This window comes from Delftia sp. Lp-1, from assembly GCF_020523835.1.
Taxonomy (GTDB): Bacteria; Pseudomonadota; Gammaproteobacteria; order Burkholderiales; family Burkholderiaceae_C; genus Comamonas; species Comamonas acidovorans.
The window spans coordinates 1,684,639-1,709,020 of sequence record NZ_JAJALJ010000001.1; the positions used below are offsets into that span (position 1 = coordinate 1,684,639).

General features: G+C 68.0%; 25 protein-coding genes. 16 read left to right on the forward strand and 9 right to left on the reverse strand.

Annotated elements, in window-relative coordinates:
• Positions 1 to 49: 49 nt before the first annotated feature.
• From LGR64_RS07435 to LGR64_RS07460, 6 genes are all read right to left on the reverse strand, one after another.
• Complete coding sequence (locus tag LGR64_RS07435; protein ID WP_141831229.1) at positions 50 to 775, reverse strand: nitroreductase; 726 nt, start codon at positions 773 to 775, stop codon at positions 50 to 52.
• Positions 776 to 779: 4 nt separating this feature from the next.
• Positions 780 to 1,979: a thiolase family protein gene (locus LGR64_RS07440; protein WP_141831231.1), complete on the reverse strand. Its 1,200-nt coding sequence runs from the start codon at positions 1,977 to 1,979 to the stop codon at positions 780 to 782.
• Positions 1,976 to 3,484, reverse strand: coding sequence for an AMP-binding protein (locus LGR64_RS07445; protein ID WP_141831233.1), 1,509 nt, complete (start codon positions 3,482 to 3,484; stop codon positions 1,976 to 1,978). Before LGR64_RS07445 ends, LGR64_RS07440 begins: the two co-directional genes overlap by 4 nt.
• Complete coding sequence (locus tag LGR64_RS07450) at positions 3,477 to 4,070, reverse strand: biotin transporter BioY (protein ID WP_013801685.1); 594 nt, start codon at positions 4,068 to 4,070, stop codon at positions 3,477 to 3,479. The genes LGR64_RS07445 and LGR64_RS07450 overlap by 8 nt, the downstream gene beginning before the upstream one ends.
• Before the next feature lie 70 nt (positions 4,071 to 4,140).
• The gene (locus tag LGR64_RS07455) at positions 4,141 to 4,734 is read right to left on the reverse strand and encodes an energy-coupling factor transporter transmembrane component T family protein (RefSeq protein ID WP_141831235.1); all 594 of its coding nucleotides are present in this window, start codon (positions 4,732 to 4,734) and stop codon (positions 4,141 to 4,143) included.
• A gap of 17 nt (positions 4,735 to 4,751) precedes the next feature.
• Positions 4,752 to 5,492, reverse strand: coding sequence for an energy-coupling factor ABC transporter ATP-binding protein (locus LGR64_RS07460; protein ID WP_141831237.1), 741 nt, complete (start codon positions 5,490 to 5,492; stop codon positions 4,752 to 4,754).
• Between the two features lie 386 nt (positions 5,493 to 5,878).
• On the opposite strand from LGR64_RS07460, the gene LGR64_RS07465 reads away from it, so the two are divergent.
• From LGR64_RS07465 to LGR64_RS07480, 4 genes are all read left to right on the forward strand, one after another.
• Positions 5,879 to 6,760: a methionine ABC transporter ATP-binding protein gene (locus LGR64_RS07465; RefSeq protein WP_034395395.1), complete on the forward strand. Its 882-nt coding sequence runs from the start codon at positions 5,879 to 5,881 to the stop codon at positions 6,758 to 6,760.
• Between the two features lie 67 nt (positions 6,761 to 6,827).
• Positions 6,828 to 7,493 carry a methionine ABC transporter permease gene (locus LGR64_RS07470; RefSeq protein ID WP_012206396.1) on the forward strand — a complete coding sequence of 222 codons (666 nt, stop codon included), beginning with the start codon at positions 6,828 to 6,830 and terminating at the stop codon, positions 7,491 to 7,493.
• Positions 7,494 to 7,555: 62 nt separating this feature from the next.
• Positions 7,556 to 8,386 carry a MetQ/NlpA family ABC transporter substrate-binding protein gene (locus tag LGR64_RS07475; RefSeq protein WP_141831239.1) on the forward strand — a complete coding sequence of 277 codons (831 nt, stop codon included), beginning with the start codon at positions 7,556 to 7,558 and terminating at the stop codon, positions 8,384 to 8,386.
• A gap of 95 nt (positions 8,387 to 8,481) precedes the next feature.
• Positions 8,482 to 9,030, forward strand: coding sequence for an NADPH-dependent FMN reductase (locus LGR64_RS07480; protein ID WP_063325741.1), 549 nt, complete (start codon positions 8,482 to 8,484; stop codon positions 9,028 to 9,030).
• Positions 9,031 to 9,121: 91 nt separating this feature from the next.
• Here the strand turns inward: LGR64_RS07480 and LGR64_RS07485 are convergent, their stop codons facing one another.
• Positions 9,122 to 9,610: a hypothetical protein gene (locus LGR64_RS07485; RefSeq protein ID WP_034395398.1), complete on the reverse strand. Its 489-nt coding sequence runs from the start codon at positions 9,608 to 9,610 to the stop codon at positions 9,122 to 9,124.
• 335 nt (positions 9,611 to 9,945) lie between these two features.
• Positions 9,946 to 10,584 carry an FMN-dependent NADH-azoreductase gene (locus LGR64_RS07490; RefSeq protein ID WP_012206392.1) on the reverse strand — a complete coding sequence of 213 codons (639 nt, stop codon included), beginning with the start codon at positions 10,582 to 10,584 and terminating at the stop codon, positions 9,946 to 9,948.
• Between the two features lie 176 nt (positions 10,585 to 10,760).
• Here LGR64_RS07490 and LGR64_RS07495 point away from each other — a divergent pair, with 176 nt between their 5' ends.
• From LGR64_RS07495 to LGR64_RS07525, 7 genes are all read left to right on the forward strand, one after another.
• Entirely contained in the window at positions 10,761 to 11,690 is a 930-nt protein-coding gene (locus tag LGR64_RS07495) for a LysR family transcriptional regulator (protein ID WP_099751257.1), read from the forward strand.
• 115 nt (positions 11,691 to 11,805) lie between these two features.
• Positions 11,806 to 12,465 carry an RBBP9/YdeN family alpha/beta hydrolase gene (locus LGR64_RS07500; RefSeq protein WP_013801694.1) on the forward strand — a complete coding sequence of 220 codons (660 nt, stop codon included), beginning with the start codon at positions 11,806 to 11,808 and terminating at the stop codon, positions 12,463 to 12,465.
• A gap of 157 nt (positions 12,466 to 12,622) precedes the next feature.
• Positions 12,623 to 13,624, forward strand: a complete 1,002-nt coding sequence (locus tag LGR64_RS07505) for a sulfate ABC transporter substrate-binding protein (protein WP_013801695.1) — start codon at positions 12,623 to 12,625, stop codon at positions 13,622 to 13,624.
• 74 nt (positions 13,625 to 13,698) lie between these two features.
• Positions 13,699 to 14,604 carry a sulfate ABC transporter permease subunit CysT gene (cysT, locus tag LGR64_RS07510; protein WP_013801696.1) on the forward strand — a complete coding sequence of 302 codons (906 nt, stop codon included), beginning with the start codon at positions 13,699 to 13,701 and terminating at the stop codon, positions 14,602 to 14,604.
• A 1-nt stretch (position 14,605) separates the two neighbouring features.
• Positions 14,606 to 15,604 (forward strand): sulfate ABC transporter permease subunit CysW, encoded by a 999-nt coding sequence (gene cysW / locus LGR64_RS07515; protein WP_082848104.1) that lies wholly within the window; start codon positions 14,606 to 14,608, stop codon positions 15,602 to 15,604.
• A gap of 37 nt (positions 15,605 to 15,641) precedes the next feature.
• Positions 15,642 to 16,769: a sulfate/molybdate ABC transporter ATP-binding protein gene (locus LGR64_RS07520; protein WP_013801698.1), complete on the forward strand. Its 1,128-nt coding sequence runs from the start codon at positions 15,642 to 15,644 to the stop codon at positions 16,767 to 16,769.
• Between the two features lie 98 nt (positions 16,770 to 16,867).
• The gene (locus LGR64_RS07525; RefSeq protein ID WP_012206385.1) at positions 16,868 to 17,374 is read left to right on the forward strand and encodes a disulfide bond formation protein B; all 507 of its coding nucleotides are present in this window, start codon (positions 16,868 to 16,870) and stop codon (positions 17,372 to 17,374) included.
• A gap of 3 nt (positions 17,375 to 17,377) precedes the next feature.
• Here the strand turns inward: LGR64_RS07525 and dhaL are convergent, their stop codons facing one another.
• Positions 17,378 to 19,174 (reverse strand): dihydroxyacetone kinase subunit DhaL, encoded by a 1,797-nt coding sequence (gene dhaL, locus LGR64_RS07530; protein ID WP_141831241.1) that lies wholly within the window; start codon positions 19,172 to 19,174, stop codon positions 17,378 to 17,380.
• Positions 19,175 to 19,468: 294 nt separating this feature from the next.
• On the opposite strand from dhaL, the gene rpiB reads away from it, so the two are divergent.
• From rpiB to LGR64_RS07555, 5 genes are all read left to right on the forward strand, one after another.
• On the forward strand, positions 19,469 to 19,942 hold the full coding sequence (gene rpiB, locus LGR64_RS07535; RefSeq protein ID WP_012206383.1) for a ribose 5-phosphate isomerase B: 474 nt from the start codon (positions 19,469 to 19,471) through the stop codon (positions 19,940 to 19,942).
• Positions 19,943 to 19,944: 2 nt separating this feature from the next.
• On the forward strand, positions 19,945 to 21,435 hold the full coding sequence (locus LGR64_RS07540; protein WP_141831243.1) for a sugar ABC transporter ATP-binding protein: 1,491 nt from the start codon (positions 19,945 to 19,947) through the stop codon (positions 21,433 to 21,435).
• Positions 21,436 to 21,498: 63 nt separating this feature from the next.
• A complete protein-coding gene (locus LGR64_RS07545; RefSeq protein ID WP_141831245.1) occupies positions 21,499 to 22,554 on the forward strand; it encodes a substrate-binding domain-containing protein in 1,056 nt (351 codons plus the stop codon).
• Positions 22,551 to 23,315 (forward strand): GolD/DthD family dehydrogenase, encoded by a 765-nt coding sequence (locus LGR64_RS07550; RefSeq protein ID WP_141831247.1) that lies wholly within the window; start codon positions 22,551 to 22,553, stop codon positions 23,313 to 23,315. Before LGR64_RS07545 ends, LGR64_RS07550 begins: the two co-directional genes overlap by 4 nt.
• 48 nt (positions 23,316 to 23,363) lie before the next feature.
• Positions 23,364 to 24,344 (forward strand): ABC transporter permease, encoded by a 981-nt coding sequence (locus tag LGR64_RS07555; protein WP_141831249.1) that lies wholly within the window; start codon positions 23,364 to 23,366, stop codon positions 24,342 to 24,344.
• Positions 24,345 to 24,382: the final 38 nt, after the last annotated feature.

Below are 24,382 nucleotides of genomic sequence, written 5' to 3' on the forward strand. Positions count from 1 at the left end.
CGTACTAGTGGGCGCGAGCTCGCAAAGCTGCCGATTTCGGCAGCTTTTTTTATTCTTCCAGCACTCTGAAATATTCGCCCAGCGGTGCGCGGGTGGTCTGGGTGCGGTTGACGGGGGCGGCCTCGTCGGGCCAGCCCAGGGCCAGGCCGCAGACGATGTGCTCGCCGGGCGGCAGGTCGAGCACGCGGCGCACGGTGTCGGGGTAGGAGGCCAGGGCGCCGATGGCGCAGCTGCCCAGGCCCTGGGCGGCTGCGGCCATTTGCAGGCCGTACAGGGTCATGCCCAGGTCCATGTAGCCGCCTGCGCCGAAGCGGGCGTCAATGCTCACGACCAGCGCCACGGGCGCGTCGAAGAAGCGGTAGTTGCGGCCGAACTGCGCGTCGCGCCCTGCGCGGTCCTCGCGGGCCACGCCCAGGGAGCTGTACAGGGCCTGGGCCGACGCCACCTGGCGCTTGCGCAGCGCCATGGGCATGGGGCGGGGGAAGTAGCCGTAGTCCTCGCGCTCAGGTGCTCCGCCTTGCCAGTCGGCCAGCAGCGCCTGTGTGAGTGCGCCGCGCAGGCTGCCGCGTACCTGGATGAACTGGCCGGGCTGCAGGTTGCCGCCGCTGGGCGCCCGGCGGGCCGATTGCAGCAACTGGTGCAGCAGCGCGTCCGGCACGGGATCGGGCCGGTAGGCGCGCACGGAGCGGCGCGCGTGCACCAGGGCCTCATGCGCATCGCCAAAGGGAAGGGTGTCGGACGGTGGGTTGGCGGACATGGGAAATGCGGAGTCCATGGATTCAAAGCGCCTGCACCAGGCAGGCTGCGCCTATGCCGCCCGCACCGGCAATGGCGGCCAGGCCCAGGGCCGGTCTGTGGGCTGCTGGCGTGCGGTGCAGGTCGCAGAGCATGCGCACCAGCGCAACCGCGCCCGATGCGCCTATGGGATGGCCGCGCGCCAGGCCACCGCCGCCAGCGTTGAGCTGCTGCAGCGGCAGGCCCAGGGTTTCGGCAAAGGCCAGGGCCTGCACGGCGAAGGCATCGTGCAGCTCCACAGCCTGGAGCTCTGCCGCAGTCAGGCCAGGCAGCTGCAGCGCTGCGGCTGCACGCTCCAGCACCTGCTGGGCCGCCATTGCGGCGGCGACCAGCGGTGTTTCGGGCGCATGGCCCAGCGAGGCACTGGCCACCCAGCGGGCGCGTGGCTGCAGACCCAGGCGTGCACAGGCCTGCGGCGTGGCCAGCAGCACCAGGGCGGCACCATCGGCCTTGGGCGAGATGGTGGGCGTGCTCAGCGCATGGCGCTGGCGTGCATGGGCGTCAAAGGCGCTGCCCGCTTCGGCCACCACGGGCATGCGGGCAACGCGGGCCGGGTTCAAGGCGCGCGGATAGGCGTCGTGGTCCAGCCCGGCCAGGGGCACGATCTCTTGGGCCAACCGGTCGCGGTGCGCGAGCGCCAGCGCGTGGCTGTGGATGGCATGGGCCTCCTGAACGGCGCGGGTGATGCCGTGGGCCAGCGCGTGGTCGGCGGCCGATTGCAGCAGGTCCGGGTCACGTGCGGGATCGGGGGCGAAGGCGGGGCGTTCAAAGGGCACGGGCAGCTCGCCTGCATGGCGCGGGCGCGTCTGGCGGATGGGGGCGCGGCTCCAGGCCTCGGCACCACCGGCCACCACGATATCGGCCTGGCCCGACATCAGCAGGCCTGCGGCCAGGGCCACGCTGTCCAGGCCCGAGCAGCACTGGGTGTCCACGCTGTGGGCCGCGCAGCGCTCCGGCAGGCCCGCAGCCAGGGCCAGCATGCGGGCCGGGTTGCCGCCTGCGCCCAGGGCGTTGCCTAAGACCACGGCATCCACGGCCTGGGCCGGCAGGCCAGCGCGTGTCAGCAGGGCCTGGAGCACGGGCGCGCCCAGCTCGTGCGCGGCAAATTCGCGCAATGCACCGCCCACGGGGGCGACAGGGCTGCGCGCCCAGGCCAGGATGACGGGGGCGTCTTGCGGGTTCATGGCAGGGGCAGTAGCGCGGGTTCGCCGGGCAGTGCCCGGCCAGCGTTTGTGGCGGTGGCAGTGGCGGCCAGTGCACGCGCCAGCCGGCCGTGGTCGGTCTTGCCGCTGGCGGTCTGCGGCCAGTCGGTGCAGCTCCACCATTGGCGCGGCAGCTTGTAGCTTTCCAGCCGGTCGCGCAGCCAGGCCGCCAGCGCCTGTGCGGAGCCTGCGGGCGCGGCGCCGTGCCATTGCACGACGGCGTGCACCTGCATGCCGCGCAGCGCGTCGGGCAGGCCTTGGATGGAGACCTGGGCCACGCCCGGGTGCGCGGCCAGCAGGGTCTCGACTTCCTCGGGGAACAGGTTCTTGCCCTGGGTGACGAGCATGCGGCTCTGGCGCCCGGCCAGGCACAGCTGGCCGCCAGCATCGATATGGCCCATGTCGCGCACGGACAGCCATTCGCCATCGCGCAGCGCGGCCGTGCCGTCGCGCGCCTCGCCTACATAGTCCATGAACAGCATGGGGCTGCGCATGTAGATCAGGCCGTCCTCTCCCGGCTGCAGGGGCTGGTCGCCGGGCTGCTGCGTGGCGGGGCGGATCTGCAACTGCACATTGCTGAAGGGCCGGCCCACGGCCTGGGGCGGGGCCTGTTCGTCGGCCTCCATCCAGGCGATGAAGCTGGCCTCCGAGGCACCGTAGAACTCGATGATGCGTGCGCGCGGAAACAGCGCGCGCAGGGCCGGGGTCTGGGCGCGCATCCAGCGCGCGCCGCTGATCATGATCAGCTCCACCTCGGGGATGGGCGCTAGCGCGCGGTGTGCGGCCCATTGCAGCATCAGCAGCAACTGGCTGGGCACGGCGACCAGGCAGGGGGCTTCGCCGCGCGCCAGCGAGGCCAGGCAGCGCGCTGCCGAGAACCGCTCCTGCACCACGGCGCCTTCGCCGCACCACAGGCCCTGCATCACGCCGAACAGGAACAGCGAATGCGAGATGCGCCCGGGCGCCATGGTGCGCTGCGCGGCCACGGCGCCGAAGTCCTCGAGGCAGACGCGAAAGCTCTCTGTCCACGAACGGTGGTGGCGCATGAAGCCCTTGGGCAGCCCGGTGCTGCCCGAGGTGAAGCCGGTGTAGAAGGCGCCGGTGGCGGTGGCCTCGGCCAGCGGGCTGGGCGCGGTGGGCAGCCAGCCTTCGATGCGCTGGCGCACGGCCTCGGGCCAATCGGGGTCGGCCACGGCGGCGCAGCGGCCGCTGTGCAGGATGGCGAGGAAATCGACGATGGCATCCACGGTGCTCGCGCTGCCGCCCGTGTCCAGCAGCAGCATCTCTGGCGCCTGGCCGGCCACCAGCGCGGCCGAGCGCTGCAGCACGGCGGCATGCAGCGCGGCAAAGCTCCATTGGCCCGCCTCGCTTTGCAGCGCCAGCGCATCGGGGCGCTGCCGGGCCCAATGCTCCAGCGGGCCATGGACCAGGGTCCACGGGTGCTGCAGCGGCGCGGCCAGCGGGTGGGGCGCGAGTGGCTCAACCATGCTGGCGGCCTCCGAACGGCCAGTCCGGCATGCCGCGCGCCACCGTGTGCACCACCAGGGCGCACAGCACGCACTTGATCAGATCTCCGGGCACGAACAGCAAGGTGGCCATGAAGGCCTGCGACAGGCTGAGCTTGGCCATCAGCATGAGGCCCAGCACGCCAAAGGCATGCAGGGCCACCAGCCCGCCCAGCGCCGAGGCTGCAAAGGCGCTGAACGCCGCGCGCCGGGGCGAGCCCTGGGGCAGCGCACGCATGACCAGGCCGGCAATGCAGGCCGCCAGCGGGTAGCCCAGCAGGTAGCCGGCCGAGGGCGCCATGAAGACGGCAATGCCGCCGCGCCCGCCCGACAGCAGGGGCAGGCCCACGGCCACGGCCGCGAGGAACAGCAGCATGGACTGCATGCCGCGCCAGGGGCCGAGCATCACGCCGGCCAGCATCACGCCCAGCGACTGGATGGTGATGGGCACGCCCAGCGGCAGGTCGATCTTGGGAATCAGGCCCATGACCGCCATCAGCGCCGCAAACAGCGAGACCTGGGCCATGGAGCGCGCGGAGGCGCGTGAGACGGTGGAGGGGGCGGTCATGGACGGTTCTCGGAAGGTTCTCGCAAGGCTCTTGCGTATGGATCGGTCGGGAAATGGGGCAGGGCAGGCCTCAGCGGCCCAGGCGCGCCCACAGCGCGTCGGACACGCGGCGCGTGGCCTGCAGCATGTGGATGGTCAGCGGCGCAATCAGGCGCAGGCCGCCGGCGCGGCCCGTGCGCAGCCGGTGGGCATCGTCCATGCGCTTCCACTGCACAAAGAAATGCTCGGTGAAACGCAGCATCAATGCCAGCTGCAGGGCCACCTGTTCGGGGGAGATGCCGATGCGCTCCAGCGGCGCCAGCAGCCGCTCCAGCACATCGACCAGATCGCTGGGGCGTGTGCTCACGGTCAGCGCCATGCCCAGCGTGGAGGCGCAGACCAGGCGCAGCGCGCTGGCGGCGGCCAGGGCGTAGTGCTGCATCCACACATGGAAGACAGCGACCAGCAGGGCGGCCACGGTGACCGACAGCATGAGCCGCCGTGCGCCCTCGGTGGCGCGGCCCAGCGACAGCCACAGCAGGCCGCAGGCGGCGCCGGCCAGGGCCAGCAGCCACGGTGAATCGATGAGGAACAGGCCCGTTCCCAGCAGCGCCATGAGCAGCAGCTTGCGGCCCGCGCTCCAGGCATGGAGCCAACTGGTGTATTCGCTGTAGAGGCTTCCCATGGCGGCCGGCTCCTGCGTCAGTCCTGCGCTTGCAGCCGGCGTGCCACGTCGGCTTCATAGGCTGCGCAGACCGCGTGGCCGGGGCCGTCTGCGCGCACTTGGCCGCGCTCCAGCCAGAGCACGCGGCCAAAGCTGCGCACGTGGTCCAGCACGTGGGTGGAGACCAGCACCTGCTGCTCGGCGGCCGCGATGTCCCGGGCCAGCCGCGCCTGGCCCGGCAGGTCCAGGCTGGCGAAGGGCTCGTCCAGCAGCAGCACGCGCGGCGCGGCAATGAGCAGGGCCAGCCAGCACACCTGCTGGCGCTGGCCCTGGCTGAGTCCGGCCACGGCGCGCGGAGCCCAGTCGGCCAGGCCCCGGCTGGCCAGCAGGGCGCGGGCGCGCTCCGTGGCCTCGCGCCGCGAGATGCCCGAAGGGCGCAGACCCAGGGCCAGCTCTTCCTCCACGGTGGGGAAGATGATCTGGTCGTCGGGGTTCTGGAACATCAGCCCGACCTGGCCCGGGCGCTGTGCACGGGCCTCGTGCAGTTCGGTGCCGTCCAGCAGCACGCGCCCGGCCTCGGGCGCATCCAGTCCGCACAGCAGGCGGAACAGGCTGGTCTTGCCGGCGCCGTTGTCGCCGATGAGGCCCACGCGCGGCTCGTCCAGCCGCAGGTCGAGGCCGTCAAAGACTGTTGTGATGCCGCGCCGCAGGCGCACGGCTTCCACGCGCAGGCGGGCGGCGCTGGCAGGACGGTCGGCAGTTCGGGAGGATTCGGGCATGGCAAAGGAAAGCGGGCACTTACCTGTAATGCACGCAACCGCAAGGGATCTTGCCGTTGTACAGGCCTGTCGGGGGCGGATTCTAGCAATGCCGTCCAGGCCATACATAAAGGCTTGAAAGACGGCAATCGATATAAGCACCGTATTTTTTATTCTTTTGTTTGAACAACGTTTTGCAACACACTCGTTAGAACACTAATGACGGCAGATCCTGGGGATTCGCCTGTGCTTGGCGACGACGCAAGACAACGCATGCCCATCGGCTTGCAACTGCGTCCAACTCCTCAGCACAGGGCCCGGAAATTGCGCGCCATTGCCTGGAGATGGCGGTGCAAAGGCTGCCGTTGCCGATCCCAGGACCGTTTTCACTGCCGAACCGAGACTCCATGACCGTCCAGACCGCCCATTTGGCCCCGGAAAACGCGCTGATCCGCCTGCGCGACCTGCAAAAGAAATTTGTAACAGCCGATGGCAAGCACTTCGATGCCGTGCGTTCGGTATCGCTGGACATTGGCCAGGGCACGGTCTTCGGCCTGATCGGCAAGAGCGGCGCGGGCAAGTCCACGCTGCTGCGCCTGATCAACCTTCTGGAGCGTCCCGACAGCGGCGAGGTGGTGGTGGCAGGCCAGCGCCTGACCGACCTGGGCCGCCGCGCGCTGCGCGAGGCGCGCCAGAACATCGGCATGATCTTTCAGCAGTTCAACCTGCTGCAGAACGCCACCGTGTTCGAGAACGTGGCCTTTCCGCTGCGCATCCACGGTGGCCATTCGCGTGCCCAGATCGAGCAGCGCGTGCGCGAGTGCCTGGACATCGTCGGCCTGACCGACAAGGCGGCCAGCCATCCTGCCCAGCTGTCGGGCGGGCAGAAGCAGCGCGTGGCGATTGCGCGCGCCCTGGCCCCGCGCCCGCAGGTGCTGCTGTGCGACGAGCCCACCTCGGCGCTGGACAGCGAGACCACGCGCTCCATCCTGGCCACGCTGGCCGACATCAACAGCCGCCTGGGCGTGACCATCGTCATCGTCACGCACGAGCTGGCCGTGGTCGATGCGCTGTGCAGCGAGGTGGCCATCATCGAGCAGGGCCAGGTGGCCGAACGCTTCACGCTGCCCGCCCTGCCGCAGGGCCGTGCCTACGAGGCGCCGCAGCGCGCCACGCTGCTGGGCAGCGAACTCGAGGCCCTGCGCGTGGAGCGCGCCGACAAGGCCCTGCGCGAGCGCGGCGCCACCCGTCCCGTGGTGCTGCGCGCCGTGGGTGGCTCCGAGCACTGACGGGCCTTCGCCCGTTCCCGCTTTTCGCCCGGTCCCGTTTTCCTCTTCTTTTCGATTCCGCATTCCCATGTCTGAAAACATCGTCGAAATCCTGCCCGAGCTGTGGCTGGCCATGGGCCAGACCCTTTTGATGCTGGGCATCGGCCTGTCGGCCGCCGTGCTGATCGGCGGCCCGCTGGGCGTGCTGCTGTTCCTGCTGGGCCCCGGCCAGTCGCTGGACAACCGCCCGGCCTTCGCCGTGCTGAACTGGACGGTCAACACCGTGCGGTCCTTCCCCTTCATCATCTTGCTGGTCGCGCTGGTGCCTTTCACGCGCTGGCTGGCCGGCACCTCCATCGGCCCGCTGGCTGCGGCCGTGCCGCTGTCCGTGGCGGCCATTCCCTACCTGGCACGCCTGGTGGACCAGTGCCTGCGCGATGTGCCGCGCGGCGTGATCGAGGCCGCGCACGCTATGGGCGCCTCGGAGCTGCAGATCGTCTGGCGCGTGCTCATCGTCGAGGCGCGTTCGGGCCTGGTGCTGGCGCTGACCGTGCTGGCCGTGAGCTTTCTGTCGTACTCGGCCATTGCCGGCGTGGTGGGCGGCGGCGGCATTGGCGATCTGGCCATCCGCTACGGCTACTACCGCTTCCAGACCGATGTGATGGTGCTCACCGTGACCATCCTCGTGGCCATGGTCCAGGTCATCCAGTTCGTGGGCAACACGGCGGCCCGCCGCCTGGACAAGCGCGGCTGAGCGCGCTGTCCAGATCCGCTTTCTTCTTTCTTCCCGCTCTCTCCCAAAAAAAGGATTCCGACATGACCGCATCCCTTTCCTTCGTGCGCCGCCATCTGCTGGCCTCGGCCGCCGCCCTTGCCGCTGCCAGCGTGCTGGCGCTGCCCGCCCACGCCCAGGCCGACAAGAAGCAGCTGGTGATCGGCGGCACGGCCGGCTCCAACATCGACCAGCTCAAGCAGGGCATCTTGCCGCTGCTGCAAAAGAAGGGCTACCAGGTCAAGCTGGTGGAGTTCAACGACTACGTGCAGCCCAACCTGGCGCTGGCCCAGGGCTCGCTGGATGCCAACTTCTTCCAGCACCGTGTCTACCTGCAGAAGTTCGCGGCCGACCAGAAGCTGGACCTGGTGGAGCTGGTGCAAGGCCCCATCGCCCCCCTGGGCGTGTATTCCAAGACCCGCAAGACCCTGGCCGAGGCCAAGGAAGGCGACCGCGTGACCCTGCCCAACGACCCGAGCAACCTGGCGCGTGCGCTGGTGCTGCTGGAGCAGGCCGGGCTGATCAAGGCCAAGCCCGGCATCGATCCGCTGCGCGTGTCTGAAAAGGACCTGGCCGAGAATCCGCGCAAGCTCAAGTTCATCCCGCTGGAAGCCGCACAGCTGCCGCGTTCGCTGGGCGACACCGAGTACGCCATCATCAACGGCAACTTCGCCATCTCCTCGGGCCTGAAGCTGACCGAGGCCGTCTCGCTGGAAAAGACCCCCGACCACTACCTGAACGTGGTGGCCATCAAGAAGAAGGACCAGGGCACGGCATGGGCCAAGGACCTGGCCGAGGTCTACCGCTCCGCCGAATTCAAGGCCGTGGTGGACAGCAAGTTCCAGGGCTACGCCAAGCCCTCCTTCCTACAGTGAGCCTGCTGAAGGCGGCCACATAATGGCTGCTTGCGGGAGGTGCCCCTCCCGCCTCTTTCCCGCCCGTTTTTCGCCACTTCCTCCAGGAGCAATGCATGAGCCAGATCAAGGTCGCTGTCATCGTGGGCAGCCTGCGCAAGGATTCCTTCAACCGCAAATTCGCCGACGCCATTGCGCGCCTGGCGCCCGAAGGCCTGGTCTTCGAGCAGGTCGCCATCGACAGCCTGCCCCTGTACAACCAGGACCATGACGGCAATGAGGTGGACGTGGTCAAGCAGTTCCGCGCCCAGATCCAGTCGGCCCAGGCCGTGCTGTTCCTGACGCCCGAGTACAACCGCTCGATTCCCGGCGTGCTCAAGAACGCGCTGGACCAGGGCTCGCGCCCCTACGGCAAGAGCGTCTGGGCCGGCAAGCCCGCTGCCGTGGCCGGCGTCTCCGTGGGCGCCATCGGCACGGCGCTGGCGCAGCAGCATCTGCGCAATGTGCTGGCCTACCTGGACATGCCCACGCTGGCGCAGCCCGAGATCTTCATCCAGGCCAAGGACGGCCTGTTTGCCGAAGACGGCTCCATCGGCGCCGGCAGCCGCGACTTCGTGAACGGCTTCGTGCAGAAGTTCGCTGCCTGGGCGCGCAAGCACCAGTGAGCGGTGCGGCGAGGCCGCTCAAGACACAAAAAAGCCCGGCAATGCCGGGCTTTTGCGTTGCGGCTCCTGTGGGCGCAGAGGTCAGGAAGCGTCAGGAAGCGGGAGAAGGGTTGGCAATCGCCGCAGCAGGGCGTGCGGCGGACGATGCCTTCTCGCGCGCCTGGGCCTGGTCGATGGCGTCGATGATCACCACGCCCGTCGACTTGACGCCGGGCGCCGAAAAGCCGGCACCAGGCGTCACGCCGGGATGGGCCAGCAACTTGCGGGTCATTTCCTGGTTCAGCTGCTGCTGGCTGGGCTTGGCGGGGGTGGGCGCTGCGGCGGGCTGCTCGGGCTCCTCGGGCGCAGGCGCCTCGTCGGTGTTGCGCACATAGCTGCGGTAGACGCGCGAATTGAGCTGCTCCTGATCCTGCTCGCGCTGGTACTGCATGAACTGGTAGACGCCGATGCCCAGCACGGTAATGGCCAGCAGGGACACGGCAATCACCGTGATCACCAGGTTTTCATCGGACGGCGGGCGGACATGGACATGGACAGGGCCGCGGGGCCGGGCATGGGGACGGTGGCTTGTGGCTGGCATGGATGGAAGGCAGTGAATGCAATAAGGCTGCCTGGATATCGGCAGGTCCGCCGTCCTTCTGAAATACAGACGGTTCGTGTCGGACAAAGCCGCGAATAGGGCGGTGATAGTTCAGCCTACCAGCTTCGTGTGTCTGCGAAAGCCCATCGCGCATTGCTTTTTTCAAAGGAGGTGCAGAGGCGGATACCTCTTTTATTCGCCACAGTCCATTGGGAGCATTCCGGGCGGCCCGGCACGGCCGCTGTCGTGCCTCTGCAAAAGCAAAAGCGCCTGGGCCGAAACCCAGGCGCTTGTCCATTCATTGAGCAGGCAGCCCCTGCGGGCTGCAATGGCCCTCAGGCGGCGATGGCCGCTTCCTGATTGGCGGCAGCCGCTGCACGCACGATGTCGCTGCGGGCCGATTCCAGGGCCTTGGCCTTGGACTCATCGCCCATGGCCACGCCTTCTGCGCGCACGATGCTCACATCGGTGATGCCCAGGAAGCCGAACACCGTCTTCAGGTAGCTTTCCTGGTGCTCCAGGGCCTGGCCCATTTCGCTGGTGGAGTACACACCGCCGCGCGTGGAGGCCACGATGACCTTCTTGCCCTTGGCCAGGCCTTCGGGGCCGGCTGCGGTGTAGCGGAAGGTGCGGCCGCCCTGGGCGATGCGGTCGATCCAGGCCTTGAGCTGGCTGGAGATGGTGAAGTTGTAGAACGGAGCGCCGACCACGACCACATCGGCCGCCAGGAACTGGCTCACCAGGGCTTCGGAGATGGCGTTCTGTGCGCGCTCGGCTTCCGTCGTGGCGGCCTGGCCGGTGCGAAAACCCATGGACACTGCGTTCAGATGGTCGGGGGCGTTCACGGCCAGATCCAGGTATTCGACCTTGGCGCCGGGGTTGGCGGCCACCAGGGCAGCAACGGTCTGGGCGGTCAGCTGGCGGGACACCGAAGCGGCGCCGGTGATGGAAGAGTCGATGTGCAGCACTTGCATGGAAAAGCTCCTGGGATGTCGGTTGGGATCGCGGTTGGGATCGGCCACTCGGGAAAGCTTGTAGGGCCGACGATGGGATCAATTGTGAATTTGGACAGAGTCTTTGATAAGCCGCCGAAATTGCGATAGATTGTCCTGAATTTGCAGTCAATGAGCACAGGGGAGGGACGCGCTACATGATGGATCTCAACGACATGCTGTACTTCGCCGAGGTGGTGGAGCGCGGCGGCTTTGCCTCTGCCGGGCGGGCGCTGGGCATACCCAAGTCGCGGCTGTCGCGGCGCGTGGCGGAGCTGGAGGCCCGGCTGGGGGTGCGCCTGCTGCAGCGCACCACGCGCAAGCTCTCGCTGACCCAGGTGGGTGAGGCCTATCTGCGCCACTGCCAAGCCATGCGCGATGCGGCCCTGGCCGCCGCCGACACCGTGGCCGAGGTGCAGACCGAGCCGCGCGGCACCATCCGCGTGAGTTGCCCCGTGACCCTGGCCCAGACCGTGCTGGGCGAGCTCATGCCCCAGTTCCTGCAGCGCTGCCCGCTGGTGCATGTGGAGATGCAGGTGACCAACCGGCCCGTGAACCTGGTGGAGGAGGGCATCGACGTGGCGCTGCGCGTGCGCCCCAGCCTGGAGGACAGCGGCTCCATGGTCGTCAAGCGGCTGGATGTGGCGCGCCAGATCCTCGTGGCCAGCCCGGAGCTGCTGGAGCGCCAGGGCACGCCGAGTGCACTGGCCGACCTGCAGCACCTGGACAGCATGTCCATGTCGGCGGTGGATGGCCAGTCCAGCCTGCTGCTGGTCGGCCCCGAAGGCCGCGAGCAACGCCTGCAACTGCAGCCGCGCTACGTGGTGGATGACCTGCTGACGCTGAAATTCGCGGCGCTGGCCGGCAGCGGCATGTGCTGGCTGCCTGACTACATGTGCCACGAGGAACTGGCCGAGGGCCGGCTCGTGCACCTGCTGCCGGGCTGGGAGCCGCCCCAGGGCATCGTGCACGCGGTCTTCCCCTCGCGGCGCGGCCTGGCGCCGGCCGTGCGGCATTTCCTGGACTTCCTCGGCGAGACCGTGCCGGGGCGCAACAGCCATGCCACGCGCGAGCCGGCGGCACGCTAGGGTTGGGTTGCACCTCGCCACGCCATAAGAAAACAACAAAACGTTCGTTGGGATAGTTGGCGGTGTTCTCCACAATCGGGGCCCATGTCCAGCAATGGACAGTCCAGGAGAACCCATGAATCCCCACCGCATCATCATCGTGCCCGGCTGGCGCAACTCCGGTCCTGACCACTGGCAAAGCCTGTGGGCGCAGCAGCTGCCGCATGCCGAGCGCGTGGAGCAGGACGACTGGCTGGTGCCCCACCGCGACCCCTGGGTGGCCGCGCTGGAGCAACTGGTGCTGTCCCGGCCCGAGCCCGTGGTGCTGGCTGCCCACAGCCTGGGCTGCATCACGGCCGCGCACCTGGGCCCCGAGGCCAGTGCGCGCGTGCGCGGTGCGCTGCTGGTGGCGCCGGCCGATCCCGAGCGCCGTGCCCAGCTGGCCGACTTTGCGCCCGTGCCCTATGCGCCGCTGCCGTACCGCAGCGTGCTGGTGGCCAGCAGCAACGACCCCTACTGTCCGATCCGCCGGGCGGGCGCCTATGCGCGGGCCTGGGGAAGCGAGTTCGTGCGGCTGCAGAACGCGGGGCACATCAATGTCGAATCAGGCTTTGGCGACTGGCCCCTGGGCCTGGCGCTACTGCAGTCGCTGATGCAGGGCGACAGCTGGCAGCCGGCCCAGCCCCGGCCTGCCGTGCGTTCGCCGCGCTCGCCGCGTCCGCCGCGTGTGGCGGCTGCGCATGCCTCCGTCTCTGCGGGCACTGGCGCTGGCGCGCCATGGGCTGCCGGTCTGTGACGGGCCGGCGGGTGACCGCGGGCAGGGCGGTTCTTTATATGGTGACAGGCCATTAACAAACAAAAATATATTCTTTTGAGTTTTAAGTCAGCGTTCGCACAATGTGACTGTCTGTGAATACACCGCAGAGATGTCCACTAATAAAAGGCAGCGAACCATGCATTCTTTGAAGCTCAAGACTTTGTTGGCCACCCTGGCGCTGGCCGCCGCGGGAACGGTATCGGCGCAGAACCAGCTGCTCAACGTTTCCTACGACGTGGCACGCGAGTTCTACAAGGACTACAACGCCGCCTTCGTCGCCCACTACAAGAAGACCAAGGGCGTGGACATCAAGGTGGACCAGTCGCACGGTGGCTCCAGCGCCCAGGCGCGTGCCGTCAATGACGGCCTGGCCGCCGATGTGGTGACCTTCAACACCACCACCGACGTGCAGTTCCTGGCCGACAGCGGCGTGGTCGCCAAGGACTGGGCCAAGAAATTCCCCAATGACGCCTCGCCCACCACATCGACCATGCTGTTCCTGGTGCGCAACGGCAATCCCAAGAACATCAAGGACTGGAGCGACCTGATCCGTCCCGACGTGAAGGTCGTGGTGGTCAATCCCAAGACCGGCGGCAATGGCCGCTACGCCTACCTGGCGGCCTGGGGTTCGGTGCGCGAGAAGGGCGGCACCGACGCGCAGGCGGCCGAGTTCGTGCAGCAGCTCTACAAGAACGTGCCCGTGCTGGGCAAGGGCGGCCGCGACGCGACCAGCATCTTCCTGCAGCGCAATATCGGCGACGTGCTGATCACCTTCGAATCCGAAGTGGTCTCCGTGGACCGCGAATTCGGCAAGGGCAAGGTCGATGCCGTCCATCCCTCGGTGTCCATCGTGGCCGAGAACCCCGTGGCCGTGGTCGAGCGCACCGTGGCCAAGAAGGGCACGGGCCAGCTGGCCCATGACTACCTGGCCTGGCTGTACTCCGACGAGGCCCAGGAAATCGCCGCACAGCACGCGCTGCGCCCCCGCTCCGAGGCCGTGCTCAAGAAGCATGCCGATGTGTTCAAGCCCATCAAGCAGTTCACCGTGGCCAAGTATTTCGGCTCGCTGTCCGAAGCCCAGAAGGTGCACTTCAACGACGGCGGACAGTTCGACAAGATCTACGTCCCCGGCAAGTAAGCACGCAAGCAGGCATGAAGGCGGCGCAGTCCGCCTGAGGCCCCCTCCCCACATTGGCTGATTTGGAATCCAACATGGTGTCTGCCGTTCCGACCAGCCCAAGGCCTGGCGCCGACGCTCCTGTGCCCGCACCGTCCGGTGCGGCGCGCAAAGGGCGCGGCGCCAAGCGCGTTTTGCCCGGCTTCGGGCTGACCTTGGGCTATACGCTGTTTTATCTGAGCCTGATCGTGCTGATCCCGTTGTCGGCACTGCTGTTCAAGACCTTCTCGCTCACCTGGCCCCAGTTCTGGGAGGCCGTGGCCTCGCCGCGCGTGCTGGCCTCGTACCGGTTGACGTTTGGCGCCTCGTTTGCGGCGGCCTGCGTGAACCTGGTGTTCGGCCTGCTGATCGCCTGGGTGCTGGTGCGCTACAAGTTCCCGGGCAAGAAGATCGTCGATGCCCTGGTGGACCTGCCTTTTGCCCTGCCCACGGCCGTGGCCGGCATTTCGCTGACCGCCTTGCTGGCCGGCAACGGCTGGGTGGGCCAGTACCTGGAGCCCTACGGCATCCAGCTGGCCTTCAACCCGAACGGCGTGGTCATTGCGCTGATCTTCATCGGCCTGCCCTTTGTCGTACGCACGGTGCAGCCGGTGCTGGAAGACTCCGAGAAGGAGCTGGAAGAGGCGGCCACCAGCCTGGGTGCCTCGCGCTGGCAGATCTTCTACAAGGTGATCCTGCCGGCCATCACGCCCGCGCTGCTCACGGGCTTTGCCATGGCCTTTGCACGCGCCATCGGCGAGTACGGATCGGTCATCTTCATCGCGGGCAACATGCCCATGATTTCTGAAATCACACCGCTGATCATCATTGGCAAGCTGGAGCAATACGACTACGCAGGCGCCACGGCCGTGGCCGTGGTGATGCTGCTGTTCTCCTTCGTGATGCTGCTGGTCATCAACGCGCTGCAGGCATGGCAGCGCAAGCATTCGGGAGGGGCTTGAGATGGCGTTGTCTCCACAGGAAGCATTGCTTCTCAAGATCATTGGCGCGGTGCTGGTCGCCGTGCTGGTGCTGTACAGGCTCACCGCGCCCCCGAAGGGCCGGCGCGAAAAGCTCACCACCACCGAGCCGCGCGCCGTGCGCTGGATTCTCACGGGCATTGCGCTGATCTTCATCGGCCTGTTCCTCGTGCTGCCACTGGCGGCCGTGTTCACCGAGGCGCTGCGCAAGGGCTGGGACGCCTATGTCGCCGGCCTGCAGGAGCCCGATGCCTGGTCGGCCATCAAGCTGACCCTGATCACGGCGCTGATCGCCGTGCCGGTGAACCTGGTGTTCGGCGTGGCGGCGGCCTGGTGTATCGCCAAGTTCGAGTTCCGGGGCAAAGCCTTTCTGATCACCCTGATCGACCTGCCGTTCTCGATCTCGCCCGTGGTGGCGGGCCTGATGTACGTGCTGGTGTTCGGCGCCAACGGCTGGTTCGGCCCCTGGCTGGCCGAGCATGACATCAAGATCATCTTCGCCGTGCCTGGCATCGTGCTGGCCACCATCTTCGTGACCTTCCCCTTCATCGCCCGCGAGCTGATCCCGCTGATGCAGGCGCAGGGCAGCGACGAGGAGCAGGCCGCCATCGTGCTGGGTGCCACGGGCTGGCAGACCTTCTGGAAGGTCACCGTGCCCAACATCAAGTGGGGCCTGCTGTACGGAGTGATCCTGTGCAATGCGCGTGCCATGGGCGAGTTCGGCGCGGTGTCGGTGGTCTCGGGCCACATCCGCGGCCAGACCAACACCATTCCGCTGCATGTGGAGATCCTCTACAACGAGTACCAGTCCGTTGCCGCCTTCGCTGCCGCCTCGCTGCTGGCCCTGCTGGCGCTGGTGACCCTGGTCATCAAGTCGGTGGCCGAGTGGCGTGCCGAGCAGCAGGCCAAGGCCGCTGCCGACCTGCCTCCCGAGCGCCCCACGGCGGCATCCCAGGCATCCCAGGTACCGCAGGTGTCCTGAACCCAGGCCCCGACCAGACAAAAGCAAGAGCAAGACCATGAGCATTGAAATACGCAACGTCAGCAAGCAGTTCGGCGATTTCCAGGCCCTGCGCGATGTGAGCCTGGACATCCAGTCCGGCGAACTCATCGCACTGCTCGGCCCCTCGGGCTGCGGCAAGACCACGCTGCTGCGCATCATCGCGGGCCTGGAGACGCCCGACGTGGGCAGCATCCACTTCAGCGGCGAAGACACCACCGATGTCCATGTGCGCGAGCGCAACGTGGGCTTCGTGTTCCAGCACTACGCGCTGTTCCGCCACATGACCGTGTTCGAGAACGTGGCCTTCGGCCTGCGCGTGAAGCCGCGCAGCCAGCGGCCCAGCGAGGCCCAGATCCGCGAGAAGGTGATGAGCCTGCTCAAGCTGGTGCAGCTGGACTGGATTGCCGAACGCTTCCCGTCCCAGCTGTCGGGCGGCCAGCGCCAGCGCATTGCCCTGGCCCGCGCCCTGGCGGTGGAGCCCAAGGTGCTGCTGCTCGACGAGCCCTTCGGCGCGCTGGATGCCAAGGTGCGCAAGGAGCTGCGCCGCTGGCTGCGCCGCCTGCATGACGAGCTGCATGTGACCTCCATCTTCGTGACCCACGACCAGGAGGAGGCACTGGAAGTGGCCGACCGCGTGGTCGTCATCAACCAGGGCCGCATCGAGCAGGAAGGCACGCCCCAGCAGGTCTGGGACAACCCGGCCACGCCCTTCGTCTACGGCTTCCTGGGCGACGTCAACCTCTTCAAGGGCCGTGCCAGCGATGGCCGCGTCTACCTGGACGACGGCACCCAGCTGGACAGCCACGACGCCAAGGGCGCCAGCGACAGCAAGGCCTTCGCCTATGTGCGCCCGCACGATCTGGAGGTGGAGCGCTACTCGCCCGGCCAGAACCTGGACGTCCAGGGACGGCCCACGGGCATTGTCGTGCAGCTGGCCCGCGCCATCGTCGTGGGGCCCATTGCGCGCCTGGAACTTATTCCATCGGAGAGCACCGAAAGCACGGACAATGCCGAAGAGGGTGGCCTGATCGAGGCGCAGATTCCTGCGCAGCAGTTCAGGGACATGGCCCTGCGCGAGGGGGAAACCCTGGTGGTGACACCGCGCCGTGCCAAGGTGTTTCTGGACGAGGCGGCTGGCATCTGACGGCGCGGCAACGGCTTCCTGCACCCGCTGAACAGGGCTGCAGCGCCGGGCCGGCGCCGCAGCCCTGATTTCATTCAACCGGGTGACGAAAGACAAGAATGCTTCAATGGTTTGACAACGCTCCGCGCCGCATCCTGGCGCTCATCAGCCTGGCCTGCGTGGCCATGCTGGCCTTCGGCATGTATCTGCAGCATGTGGTCGGGCTGGAGCCCTGCCCGATGTGCATCGTGCAGCGCTATGCATTGATCGGCGTGGCCCTCTTCACGGGCCTGGGCAGTGTGCGCGGCGGTCGCGGCTGGCTGATCAGCTGGGGCGTGCTGGCGCTGGTGGCTGCAGGCTTTGGCGCCTTCGTCGCCGCGCGCCAGAGCTGGCTGCAGTGGTATCCGCCCGAGTTCGCCACCTGCGGCCGCGACTTCTACGGAATGATCGAGAACTACTCCATCAGCCGTGCCGTGCCCATGATCTTCCGTGGCTCGGGCGACTGCGCCGCCGTGGACTGGAGCTTCCTGGGCGGCTCCATCGCCAACTGGTCCTTCATCTGCTTTGCCATCATGAGCGTGGCCGTCTTGGTGCTGCTGGTGCGCGGCGCTGCCCGCAGGCGCTGAGCCCTAGGCTGAGGCTTGCGCCAGTCGCCGCTGCAGCGACTGCGCCAGGGTGCTCAGAATCAGCCAGCAGGACGTGGCGCCCGCGTCCAGCACGCCAATGGAGCGCGGCCCCAGCCGGGCCGAGCGCCCGATACGGGCCTGCAGGTGGCGCGTGGATTCCTTGCCTGCTTCGGCCGCGGCCTCCATGGCCTGCAGCGCCTCGCGGAAACCGGCGCCGGCCTGCAGCGATTGCCGGTAGGCCTGCAGGGCCGGGGCCAGCGTGTCAATGAGGGTCTTGTCGCCCACCTGGGCCTTGCCCATCTCCTGCACATCGGCGACGGCCCGCGTCAGCGCCTGGCCGAACAGGGCGGCATCCATCTCCTGATCCGGCCCAAGAGCATCGGCGAAGCCTTGGAAGAAGCTGCCGTACAGCGGGCCCATGGAGCCGCCGATATCGTCCATCAAGGCCTGGGACAGCTGCTGCAGCGCCGCAGGCAGTTGCGCTGCCTGGCTGGCGTCCATGGCATCGAGCCGTGCGCCGCAGCCGGAAAAGCCCTTGGCCATGTTGATGCCGTGATCGCCATCGCCGATCAGGCCGTCGATCTCGCTCAGGAACTCCCGGTGGCTGACGATGGCCGTGATCAATTCACGCACGATGCTGCCCGCGCCATCAAGCGCGATGGCCGGCCCTTGGCTGGTGCGCCTTGCGGCTTGGGGACGGGCGGTTTGTGCTTGTTCCTGGGCCTGTGCCGGCGTCCTTGCCGGAACAGAGGGCGGCGTTGGAATGGCATCCTGCGGCTGGGGCGGCAGCCCGCCGGCCAGGGTCAGGGCGACTGACTGGCAAGGTGCCTCGAGACAGGCCAGCAGCTCGTCGTCCAGCTGCATCAGCGTGAGCGTGATGCCCATCATCTCCAGCGACGTGAAGAGATTGCCCACCAGCCGGAAGGCCACCTGCATGCCGCGTTCTTGCAGGCGCCGGGCGACCTCGCCATAGAGGATGTACTGCTCCATCAGCGGCGTGGCGCCCAGGCCGGACAGCAGCACGGCCACGCGGTCGCCCGGGGCGAAGGGCAGGTCGGGCAGCAGGGTGTCCAGCATGCGCTCGGCCATATCGGCCGCCGTGGCCGTGCGGTGCACGGACATGCCGGGCTCGCCATGGTGGCCTATGCCCACCTCCATGCTGCCGCGCTCGATATGGAAGTTGGCCTTGCCCACGGCGGGAATGGTGCATGCCGACAGGCCGATGCCGATGCTGCGCGTGCGGGCCATGGCGTGCCGGGCGAGGGCGATCACTTCGTCGAGGCGGGCGCCCATGGCCGCCCGGGCGCCCGCCACCTTCCACATCAGGATCTCGCCGGCCACGCCGCGGCGGCTGGCCTCGTCGCCCCGAGCGGCTGAAGGGACGTCGTCGTTGGCCACCACGGTCCTGACCGCCATGCCTTCGGCCGCGGCCATCTGCACGGCCATGGCAACGTTCATGTTGTCGCCCGCGTAGTTGCCATACAGGCAGGCCACGCCTGCGCCGCCATCGGCTGCGCGCATGGCGTCGTAGAAGCTTCTGGCCGTGGGGGACGAGAAGACCTCGCCCACGGCGGCGGCGTCGCACAGGCCTGCGCCCACATAGCCCAGAAAGGCTGGTTCGTGGCCCGACCCGCCGCCCGTCACGATGCCCACCTTGCCCCTGCGTGGCGCGCCATGCAGGCGCACGACGCGGGGGCTGCCGGCGTCGATGCGCAGGGTGTCGCCATGGGCGGCGATCCATCCCAGGAGCATGTCCTCCACCACCCGGTCGGGGTCGTTGATCACGCGGTTGGTCGTCATGCCTTTGTCTCCTCCAGCTGCGGTCCCGGCGGGTGTGCCGAAGACTGTTCATATGATCATTTCGTGGTCATTTTTGATTTGTTGAAATTGGCGTGTCAATGCCTTTTGGCTATTCAATAGCCAAGGGAAAACGATAGGATTTGATGAGTTTTATAGAAAATTCAACGGGTTACGTATTCATCTTGCCGACTCACATAGCTATGGTTGTTTGACAACTGCTCTTCGATTGAGAAGACTCTCATAAAACATTGATCAAATGATCATGTGATGGTCTTTTGTAATGAAGGGGATGCCATGAAGCTGGCCATCGGCTGCGACGAAGCCGCCTGCGACCTCAAGAACGCCGTGAAGCAGCATCTGCTGGCCCAGGGCCACGAAGTGGCCGACTTCGGCACGCACGACGGCGAGCCGGTGCTCTACCCCGACATCGGCATCGCGGTGGCGCAGGCCATCGTCCAGGGCCGCCATGAGCGCGGCGTTCTCCTGTGCGGCACGGGCATAGGCATGGCCATTGCCGCCAACAAGGTGGCAGGCATCCGCGCCGCGCAGGCGCATGACACCTATTCGGCCGAGCGCGCCAGCCGCAGCAACGACGCGCAGATCATCACGCTGGGCTCGCGCGTGATCGGGGTGGAGCTGGCCAAGGCCATCGTGGACCGCTTCCTCGCATCGCGCTTCGATGGCGGCAGCTCGGCCCTGAAGGTGGATGCCATCACCGGCTTCGAACGCTCGCAGGCCGCCGCGGCCGGGCGCGGGCAGGGCGCGTGACCATGGGCACCGGCACCGCACTGCTGCAGGCTCGCGGGGTGGCCAAGAGCTTCGGCGGCGTGCCTGCGCTGCGCAACGGCTGCCTTGAGCTGCATGCCGGCAGCGTGCACGCGCTGTGTGGCGGCAATGGCGCAGGCAAATCCACCTTCCTGAACATCGTGATGGGCCTGTTGCGGCGCGATGCCGGCGAGATACTGCTCAAGGGCCGGCCGGTGGATTTCGCCAAGCCGCACGAAGCGCTGGCGCACCGCCTGTCCATCATCACGCAGGAGCTGTCGCCCATCCCGGGCATGAGCGTGGCCGAGAACATCTTCCTGGGCCGCGAGCCCCGGCGTGCCGGCGTGGTGGTCCGCCATGCCGCGCTGCTGGAGCAGGCGGATGCGCTGCTCAGGCAGCTGGGCTTCGATATCGATCCGCGTGCGCAGATGGGCCGCCTGAGCCTGGCGCAGACCCAACTGGTGGAGATCGCCAAGGCCCTGAGCCGGCAAAGCGAGCTGATCATCATGGACGAGCCCACCTCGGCCATTGGCGAAAGCGAGACCGCCATCCTCTTCGATGCGATACGCCGCGTGACCGCGCAGGGCGCCGGCATCCTCTACGTGTCGCACCGCCTGACGGAGATCTTCACCATTGCCGACAGCTACACGGTGTTCCGCGATGGCGGCTTCGTGCAGACCGGCGCGCTGGCCGATATCGACCGGCGGCAGCTGGTGAAGCTCATCGTGGGCCGGGAGGTCCGCGCTGCCGCCAGCGAGCGCAGGGCTGCGGCGCCGGGCGAGCCGCTGCTGTCGGTGCAGGGGCTCACGCGCCGGGGCGAGTTCGAGGACATCAGTCTGGACGTCGCCCCCGGCGAGGTGCTGGGCATCTACGGACTGATGGGATCGGGCCGCAGCGAATTCCTCAACTGCCTGTACGGCCTCACGCGCGCCGATCAGGGGCAGGCGAGCCTGGGCGGACGGCCCCTGCCGCGCGGCAATCCGGCGGCGTCGATCAAGGCGGGCCTGGCCCTGGTGACCGAGGACCGCAAGGCCACGGGGCTGGTGATGAGCTCCTCGGTGCGCTTCAACACCAGCTTGCCCGCACTGCCGGGCCTGCAGCGCGCCGGGGTGGTGGATGGCGCGGCAGAGCGCGTGCTGGTGGGCGGCCTGCTGCAGCGCCTGCGCGTGAAGCTGGCCAGCCCGGCCATGCCGGTCTCGGGCCTGAGCGGCGGCAACCAGCAGAAGGTGGTGCTGGCCCGCTGCATGGCCACCAACCCCGTCTGCCTGCTGTGCGACGAGCCCACGCGCGGCATCGACGAAGGCGCCAAGCGCGAGGTGTACGCCTTCCTGGCCTCGCTGGCCGCGCAGGGCCATGCCGTGGTGGTGGTGTCCTCCGAGGCGCCGGAACTGCTGGAGCTGAGCGACCGCATTGCCGTCTTCCGCAAAGGCCGGCTTGACCGCGTGGTGGCCGGCCACGGCATCACGCAGGAGGCGCTGATGCACCTCGCTTCCTGAGCCCGGGCAATGCCCGCGCAGCGTTTTTCCCCTTGCCTTTCACAACACACAGGAGACATGACCATGCCGTTTTTCCGCTTCACCACCGTGCTTGCCGCCGCGCTTGCCGGTGGGCTGTTCCTGGCCGCAGCGCAGGTCCGGGCCCAGGCTCCGGCACCGCTGGCGGCACCAGTACCAGTGCCCGCACCGGCCAAGCCCTACCGCATAGGCGCGGCCGTCTATGGGCTCAAGGGCGAGTTCATGCAGATGTGGACCAAGGAGCTGAAGGCGCATCCGGCCGTGAAGGACGGCACGGTGCAGATCACCGTGTTCGACGGCAACTACGACGCGCTGACGCAGAGCAACCAGTTCGACACCATGATCACGCAGAAGTACGACGGCATCCTCTTCGTGCCCATTGACCTGAAGGCGGGCGCGGCGCCCGTGCAGAAGGCGGTGAAGGCCGGCATTCCCGTGGTGGGCTCCAACACGCGCGTGCAGGGCGATGTGCTGACTTCCTACGTGGGCAATGACGATGTGGTGGCCGGCCGCATGCAGGCCGAGGCGCTGATGAAGGCCATCGGCGGCAAGGGCAATATCGTCGTCATCGAGGGGCCCATAGGCCAGTCGGCACAGATCGAGCGGGCGCGCGGCAATGACGAGGTGCTGGCCCGCCACAAGGACGTGAAGGTGCTGGCGCGCAAGACCGCCAACTGGTCGCGCGCCGAGTCCATGGGCCTGATGGAGAACTGGCTGACCGCATTCCCGGGCCAGATCCAGGGCGTGATCGCCCAGAACGACGACGAGGCCCTGGGCGCGGTGCAGGCCATCAAGACCAAGGGCATCGATATCAAGACCATCCCGGTGGTCGGCGTGGACGGCGTGGCCGCCGCCATCACGGCCGTCAAGCGCGGCGAGATGACCACCAATTTCCAGGATGCCCAGGCCCAGGCGCAGGGCGCGCTGGATGTGCTGCTGCGCCACCTTGTCGGCCCGTCCTACCGGCCGCGCTCGGTGGTATGGAGCGAGTATGCCCAGGCCATGCCCTGGGGCGATGGCACGGCCAAATCCTACGAGGTGCCCTGGACCGCCATCGTGCCTGCCAATGCCGACGCCTTCTTGCAGAAGGTGCGCAAATGAGCGCCGCCAGCCTGGAGCGGGACTTCGACGGCCGCACGGCCCTGGTCACAGGCGGCGCGGGCGGCATCGGCCTGGCGATTGCCCGGCAGCTCGCCGAAGGCGGTGCGCGTGTCGTCCTGGTGGACCTGGAGCGGCAGGCGCTGGACGTGGCCGCTGCCAGCCTGGCGGAGCCCCGGCACCACCTGGCGCTGGCGGTGGATGTGACCAGGCCTGCGGGCGTGGAGCAGGCGGTGGCCACGGTGCTGGAGGCCACGGGCCGCATCGACATTCTGGTCAACAGCGCCGGCGTGGCGCTGCTGGAGCCCGCCGGCGAAATCAGCGAGGTGGCCTGGGAGCGCACGCTGGCCGTCAACCTCACGGCGCCGCTGCTGCTGGCCCAGGCGGTGGCACCGGCCATGCGCCGCCAGCGCCACGGACGCATCATCAACCTGGCCTCGCAGGCCAGCGTGGTCGCGCTCAGGCGCCATGCCGCCTATTGCGCCAGCAAGGCGGGCCTGGTGGGGCTGACGCGCGTGCTGGCGCTGGAGTGGGCGTCCGACGGCATCACCGTCAACGCCATCTCGCCGACGGTGGTGGACACGCCGCTGGGCCGCAAGGCCTGGGCCGGGCAGGTGGGGGAGGCCATGCGGGCACTCATCCCCACGGGCCGCTTTGCGCAGCCCGAGGAGGTGGCGCGGCTGGCCGTGTTCCTGGCCGGTACGCACGCCGGCATGCTGACGGGCGAGAACATCGTCATCGACGGGGGCTACTCCATCCAGTGAGCGGCCTGCCGGCCCCACGCCTTTCTTCCATCAACGCGGGAGTCCTCCATGACGAATCTTCAAGCCGCATCTTCGCCGCCGCTCTTGGGGCGGCGCGCGCTGGACCTGCGCAGCCTGCGCGAGCGCTACGGCGTGGTCATCGCGCTGGTTGCACTGTGCGTGGCGCTGGCGTTGGCCAACCCCCATTTCATGACCTGGGGCAACTGGGCCGACATCCTGCGCCAGACCTCCATCAACGGCATCCTGGCCATCGGCATGACGTGCGTGGTGCTGACGGCGGGCATCGACCTGTCGGTGGGCGCCATCCTGGCGCTGGCCGGCATGGTGGGCGCCTGGCTGGCGGCCGATGGCCAGGGGCTGGCGGTGAGCGTGGGCGCCGGGCTGGGCGTGGGCATGCTGCTGGGCGGCGTCAACGGCCTGCTGGTGGCCTGGTTCGCGGTGCCGCCCTTCGTGGCCACGCTGGGCATGCTCAGTGCGGCGCGCGGCCTGACCTACATCTACAACGACGGCATGCCGGTGTCCGAGCTGCCCGACGGCTTTCTTGCCATCGGCGCCGGCCAGCTGGGCCCCGTGCCCATGCCCATCGTGATCTTTGCCGTTGCCGTCGCGGTGTTCGCCTTCGTGCTGCGCTACACCGTGTATGGCCGCTACATCTACGCCGTGGGCGGCAACCTGCGCAGCGCCAAGACCAGCGGCATCAACACCCGCGCCATCGTGCTGCTGGTCTATGTGGTCAGCGGCCTGCTCGCGGGGCTGGCCGGCATTTTGCTGGCATCGCGCACCACGGCAGCGCTGCCGCAGGCCGGCGTGTCCTACGAGCTGGACGCCATTGCGGCCGTGGTGATCGGCGGCACCAGCTTGTCGGGCGGCACGGGCAGCCTGGGCGGCACGGTCGTCGGCGCCCTGCTCATCGGCGTGATCAACAACGGGCTGAACCTGCTGGGCGTGTCCTCGTACTACCAGCAGCTGATCAAGGGCGTGATCATCGTCGGCGCCGTGCTGCTCGACAGTTCACGTCGCAGGGCATGAAGCGCTGCGCCCACGTCCTGTCCACCATCTGCAACCCG

Excerpts from the sequence above, each read along its gene's own strand:
- LGR64_RS07540 (WP_141831243.1), top strand. The coding sequence starts at position 19,945 with ATGGGCACCGGCACCGCACTGCTGCAGGCTCGCGGGGTGGCCAAGAGC.
- LGR64_RS07470 (WP_012206396.1), top strand. The coding sequence starts at position 6,828 with ATGTCTGAAAACATCGTCGAAATCCTGCCCGAGCTGTGGCTGGCCATG.
- LGR64_RS07435 (WP_141831229.1), bottom strand. The coding sequence starts at position 775 with ATGGACTCCGCATTTCCCATGTCCGCCAACCCACCGTCCGACACCCTT.
- LGR64_RS07525 (WP_012206385.1), top strand. The coding sequence starts at position 16,868 with ATGCTTCAATGGTTTGACAACGCTCCGCGCCGCATCCTGGCGCTCATC.
- LGR64_RS07460 (WP_141831237.1), bottom strand. The coding sequence starts at position 5,492 with ATGCCCGAATCCTCCCGAACTGCCGACCGTCCTGCCAGCGCCGCCCGC.
- LGR64_RS07505 (WP_013801695.1), top strand. The coding sequence starts at position 12,623 with ATGCATTCTTTGAAGCTCAAGACTTTGTTGGCCACCCTGGCGCTGGCC.
- LGR64_RS07445 (WP_141831233.1), bottom strand. The coding sequence starts at position 3,484 with ATGGTTGAGCCACTCGCGCCCCACCCGCTGGCCGCGCCGCTGCAGCAC.
- LGR64_RS07520 (WP_013801698.1), top strand. The coding sequence starts at position 15,642 with ATGAGCATTGAAATACGCAACGTCAGCAAGCAGTTCGGCGATTTCCAG.
- LGR64_RS07465 (WP_034395395.1), top strand. The coding sequence starts at position 5,879 with ATGACCGTCCAGACCGCCCATTTGGCCCCGGAAAACGCGCTGATCCGC.
- LGR64_RS07490 (WP_012206392.1), bottom strand. The coding sequence starts at position 10,584 with ATGCAAGTGCTGCACATCGACTCTTCCATCACCGGCGCCGCTTCGGTG.
- cysW (WP_082848104.1), top strand. The coding sequence starts at position 14,606 with ATGGCGTTGTCTCCACAGGAAGCATTGCTTCTCAAGATCATTGGCGCG.
- LGR64_RS07495 (WP_099751257.1), top strand. The coding sequence starts at position 10,761 with ATGATGGATCTCAACGACATGCTGTACTTCGCCGAGGTGGTGGAGCGC.
- cysT (WP_013801696.1), top strand. The coding sequence starts at position 13,699 with ATGGTGTCTGCCGTTCCGACCAGCCCAAGGCCTGGCGCCGACGCTCCT.
- LGR64_RS07480 (WP_063325741.1), top strand. The coding sequence starts at position 8,482 with ATGAGCCAGATCAAGGTCGCTGTCATCGTGGGCAGCCTGCGCAAGGAT.
- LGR64_RS07555 (WP_141831249.1), top strand. The coding sequence starts at position 23,364 with ATGACGAATCTTCAAGCCGCATCTTCGCCGCCGCTCTTGGGGCGGCGC.
- LGR64_RS07455 (WP_141831235.1), bottom strand. The coding sequence starts at position 4,734 with ATGGGAAGCCTCTACAGCGAATACACCAGTTGGCTCCATGCCTGGAGC.
- LGR64_RS07545 (WP_141831245.1), top strand. The coding sequence starts at position 21,499 with ATGCCGTTTTTCCGCTTCACCACCGTGCTTGCCGCCGCGCTTGCCGGT.
- LGR64_RS07500 (WP_013801694.1), top strand. The coding sequence starts at position 11,806 with ATGAATCCCCACCGCATCATCATCGTGCCCGGCTGGCGCAACTCCGGT.
- LGR64_RS07440 (WP_141831231.1), bottom strand. The coding sequence starts at position 1,979 with ATGAACCCGCAAGACGCCCCCGTCATCCTGGCCTGGGCGCGCAGCCCT.
- LGR64_RS07485 (WP_034395398.1), bottom strand. The coding sequence starts at position 9,610 with ATGCCAGCCACAAGCCACCGTCCCCATGCCCGGCCCCGCGGCCCTGTC.
- LGR64_RS07450 (WP_013801685.1), bottom strand. The coding sequence starts at position 4,070 with ATGACCGCCCCCTCCACCGTCTCACGCGCCTCCGCGCGCTCCATGGCC.
- LGR64_RS07475 (WP_141831239.1), top strand. The coding sequence starts at position 7,556 with ATGACCGCATCCCTTTCCTTCGTGCGCCGCCATCTGCTGGCCTCGGCC.
- rpiB (WP_012206383.1), top strand. The coding sequence starts at position 19,469 with ATGAAGCTGGCCATCGGCTGCGACGAAGCCGCCTGCGACCTCAAGAAC.
- LGR64_RS07550 (WP_141831247.1), top strand. The coding sequence starts at position 22,551 with ATGAGCGCCGCCAGCCTGGAGCGGGACTTCGACGGCCGCACGGCCCTG.
- dhaL (WP_141831241.1), bottom strand. The coding sequence starts at position 19,174 with ATGACGACCAACCGCGTGATCAACGACCCCGACCGGGTGGTGGAGGAC.